Annotated in this window: 4 protein-coding genes; 2 read left to right on the top strand and 2 right to left on the bottom strand. The window is 50.9% G+C overall.

Going from position 1 to position 3,860, the window contains the following annotated elements; all coding sequences use genetic code 11:
* On the top strand, nucleotides 1-512 hold a 512-nt coding region (locus OB13_RS13175), incomplete at its 5' end, for a porin family protein (protein WP_461490631.1).
* 177 nt (nucleotides 513-689) lie between these two features.
* Nucleotides 690-1,349 (top strand): porin family protein, encoded by a 660-nt coding sequence (locus tag OB13_RS13170; RefSeq protein ID WP_461490630.1) that lies wholly within the window; start codon nucleotides 690-692, stop codon nucleotides 1,347-1,349.
* Between the two features lie 73 nt (nucleotides 1,350-1,422).
* Here the strand turns inward: OB13_RS13170 and OB13_RS13165 are convergent, their stop codons facing one another.
* Together OB13_RS13165 and plsY are read right to left on the bottom strand one after the other, a co-directional pair.
* The gene (locus OB13_RS13165) at nucleotides 1,423-2,784 is read right to left on the bottom strand and encodes a dipeptidase (RefSeq protein WP_461490629.1); all 1,362 of its coding nucleotides are present in this window, start codon (nucleotides 2,782-2,784) and stop codon (nucleotides 1,423-1,425) included.
* Between the two features lie 96 nt (nucleotides 2,785-2,880).
* Entirely contained in the window at nucleotides 2,881-3,525 is a 645-nt protein-coding gene (gene plsY / locus OB13_RS13160) for a glycerol-3-phosphate 1-O-acyltransferase PlsY (RefSeq protein WP_461490628.1), read from the bottom strand.
* Between the last annotated feature and the right edge of the window lie 335 nt (nucleotides 3,526-3,860).

Raw genomic sequence — 3,860 nt, 5'->3', positions numbered from 1 at the left:
TCCATGGCGGAGTTACGGCTAACTTTGGCGTAGTAGAAGATTTCTTCTCTATCCAGCCAGAGCTGCTGTACTCGACAAAGGGATTTAAGAACGAGGATTCGGATTTCACTATACTCGGACAGACCTATCGCAGAGAAGGGAAAGTAAATTACAACTACCTCGATTTACCGGTAATGGCCAAAATCAAGGCAGGCCCCCTGTATTTTGAAGCAGGTCCGCAGGCGTCCTATTTGCTTAGCGTAAAGAATGAAACGGAAACCTTTATCAATGGCGATCAGCAGTCGAGGAACGTCAGCGAAAAAAGCAAAGAAGGTTTGTCTGAGTTTGAAGTAGGGTATGTCGCCGGCATCGGCCTGACTTCGGCAAACAATGCGTTCAGTGTTGGCGTACGCTACAATGGCAGCTTCAGCGACTTTGTGGATGAAGACGTCAACTTTGAAGGTGATTTGACAAATGCACGTCATTCTGTCTTCATGTTGACGGTAGGAATTGCCATACCTACCAGCAGATAGTACCGCTATCCTTTCCAAGCTATTTAAAGCCCGTCCTGCACCAGCGCAGGGCGGGCTTTTTGCTGCCTGCCCTGTATGCCTCCCTTCCTTCTTCAACTATTTGCAATTTTAAGGAGTACACTAGAGGAGAAGGTAAGTCTTCCAGCACATTAGTCGGGCACAACAAAAGGTATACGCATGAAAAAGACATTGCTTCTGAGCTTCCTGTTATTCGCCCCGCTGCTGGTAGTGCAGGCGCAGTTTTTCAGGTATGGGGTAAAGGTAGGAGGCGGTTTCTCGACGGCTGTAGGCCAGGACGCCCCCTCTGATCAGATAAACAACCTCGCAGGGTTACATGTAGGTCCTGTACTCACCTATGAATTTGTATCCCCTGTGGCGGTGCAGGCCGAGCTGCACTACAGCATGAAGGGCTTCGTGTATGATAACTTTACCCGCGATGATATCACGGTTCCGGAAACGGCCCTGGCCGGCGATCTGCGTCTGAACTACCTGGAGCTTCCACTGCTCTTTAAAATCAGGAAGGCGGCCCTGTTTGGAGAAGCAGGCCCTTACATGGGCTACCTGCTCAATATCAACAGCGATGTCAATACGGTAGACAACCTCTCTGACCCGCCGCTTATACTGGAGCACCGCAGCTTCAGCCGGGACGACTTCAACAGCTTTGACTACGGCTATGCCATCGGGGGCGGGCTAATTCTGGATAATGGCTTGTTTATGAGTGTGCGCAATACGGGCAGTCTCCGCCCTTTTCCTAAAGACGACCTCAAACAGCGCAACCTGGCCTGGCAGCTATCGATCGGGTACCTGATGCCAGCAAGAGGAGCCTCCAACTGGTAATCTTCCCTAAATACACAAGGCCCGCTCTGCTTTCTGAAAAAGCGGAGCGGGCCTTGTGCTTGGATGAGAAGTGCTATTTACTCATCTCAGCATAATATTTATAGAACAGCGGGATGGTTTCTATTCCTTTCAGGAAGTTAAAAACACCGAAGCTTTCGTTTGGTGAATGGATCGCGTCCGAATCGAGGCCGAAACCCATCAGCACGGAACTAAGGCCGAGCTCTGATTTGAACATGGCCACAATCGGAATAGAACCGCCGCTTCGCACCGGCACCGGTTTGATACCGAAGGTTGCTTCGTAGGCCCTGGCCGCCGCCTGGTAGGCCACCGAATCGGTAGGGGTCACGACCGGCTCACCGCCATGGTGCGGCTTCACCAGCACCTTCACGCTTTTGGGGGCTATACTTTCAAAATGCTTCTGAAACTTTTCGGTAATCTCAGCTGATGTCTGGTTAGGCACCAGGCGCATGGATATCTTGGCAAAAGCTTTGGAAGGAATTACAGTTTTGGCTCCCTCCCCGGTATAGCCTCCCCAGATACCGTTCACATCCAGCGTCGGGCGTATGGAGTTGCGCTCCATGGTCGTATACCCGGCCTCGCCGTGTATGTCTGACAGATCCAGCGCCTGCTTATACTTCTCCAAGCTAAAAGGAGCCCGTGCCATTTCGGCACGCTCTTCCTGGCTTAGCTCCTGCACATTGTCATAAAAGCCAGGTATAGTGATGCGGTTGTTCTCGTCGTGCAGCGACGCGATCATCTGGCACAGGATGTTGATCGGGTTCGCGACAGCGCCACCGTACAAACCGGAGTGCAGGTCGCGGTTTGGTCCCGTCACTTCTACCTCCAGGTAGCTCAGGCCGCGCAGGCCGGTTGTGATGGAAGGAACATCATTGGCCAGCATACCTGTATCCGAGATCAGGATCACATCCGCCTTCAGCTTTTCTTTGTTGTTCTTCACGAAGGTGCCCAGGTTCTCGGAGCCAACTTCTTCTTCTCCCTCGATCATGAACTTCACATTGCAGGGCAGGGTGTCGTTTTTCATCATCACCTCAAATGCTTTCACGTGCATGTACATCTGCCCCTTGTCGTCGCAGGCGCCCCGGGCATAGATCTTCCCGTCTTTTATGACAGGCTCAAACGGAGGCGAATGCCACAGCTCGTAGGGGTCAGCAGGTTGCACATCATAGTGGCCGTATACCAGCACCGTCGGCAAGGAAGGGTCCAGTATCTTTTCGCCATACACGATCGGGTAGCCGGCTGTTTCACAAATTTCCACCTTGTCAGCTCCTGCCTCTCTTATTTTCTGCGCTACAAAATCAGCTGTCCGCAGTACATCCTGCTTAAATTTCGGGTCCGCACTCACCGATGGCATGCGCAGCATATCCAGCAGTTCATTGATAAACCGGTCTTTGTTGTCGGAGATATATTGATTCATGATGTTAGAAGTTTAGGCTTAAAGTTACAAAAAAAAGCCATCCCTGCAGAAAGGATGGCTCTTGGAATGCTGGCAGGTATAAAGCGGTGGCTATACCTATTTCCGTAGCCCCAGCTTGATATTGGCTTTACTTTCCTCTCCCTGTATCAGGCGGTTGATATTTTTGCGGTGGGTGAGCGCCACTACGGCAAACAGAATAAACCCAAAGATGATCAGGATCGGGTTGTCCGGATGAAAGCGTGGCAGCAGCAGCAGGATCGGGAAAGCCAGTGCAGCGATCATAGACCCCAGCGACACATATTTGGATGTAAAGAGCACAATGACAAAAATCACAGTGCACATCAGGGCCACCTCCAGGTGAATGGCCAGCATCATGCCCAGCAGGGTAGCAACTCCCTTACCGCCCTTAAACTTTTCATATACCGGGAAAATATGCCCCAGCACAGCCAAGGCGCCCATGATGAGTTGATAAACCACCAGGTTGTCAGCTTCCACCACATTGAAGATCACCAGCAGCCCGGCCAGCGAAGTGGCCGCCCATCCTTTGAAGATGTCGATGAGCATCACGATGGTGCCGGGTTTCTTGCCCAATACCCGGAAAGTGTTGGTGGCGCCCGAGTTCCCGCTGCCATGCTGGCGTATGTCCACCCCATAATACGCTTTCCCGATCCAGACAGCGGTCGAAACAGAACCTATCAGGTAAGCAGCTATAAATAGTACAGTAATCAAAAGTATATCCATGACCTTTGTGTCATTAGTTAGATGAAGCAGATCTCCGCTCAGAACGTGGAGGTGAGTACTGCCGGCGTTTTTTTCTAGTGAAAAAGAACCCAAATATAGGCACTAGTAAAGTGAATAGCCAATATCCGGATGCAATTACCTATACGGGTACTTCGTAGGTTGTGGTTATTGCCAGCCTTCTTCTTCCTCTGATGTTCCTTTCTTCTTCTTCTTTTTCTTCTTGGTGTTTTCGGCTTCGTCCTCTACAAAGTTAAAGCCCCCTCCGTCCGAAACAGATGGTTCAGTGGCTATTTTAAAACTGTCCTTGCCTTTGAGGTAATCCTGGCGGAACTGAT

The sequence above is a fragment of the Pontibacter sp. HJ8 genome (genome assembly GCF_054824225.1).
The sequence above is the reverse complement of the archived record's forward strand: the minus strand, read 5'-3'. Positions and strand labels throughout refer to the sequence as shown.

What these genes read in the sequence shown, in the direction of transcription:
- OB13_RS13170 (WP_461490630.1), top strand. Translation starts at nt 690, where the DNA reads ATGAAAAAGACATTGCTTCTGAGCTTCCTGTTATTCGCCCCGCTGCTG.
- OB13_RS13165 (WP_461490629.1), bottom strand. Translation starts at nt 2,784, where the DNA reads ATGAATCAATATATCTCCGACAACAAAGACCGGTTTATCAATGAACTG.
- plsY (WP_461490628.1), bottom strand. Translation starts at nt 3,525, where the DNA reads ATGGATATACTTTTGATTACTGTACTATTTATAGCTGCTTACCTGATA.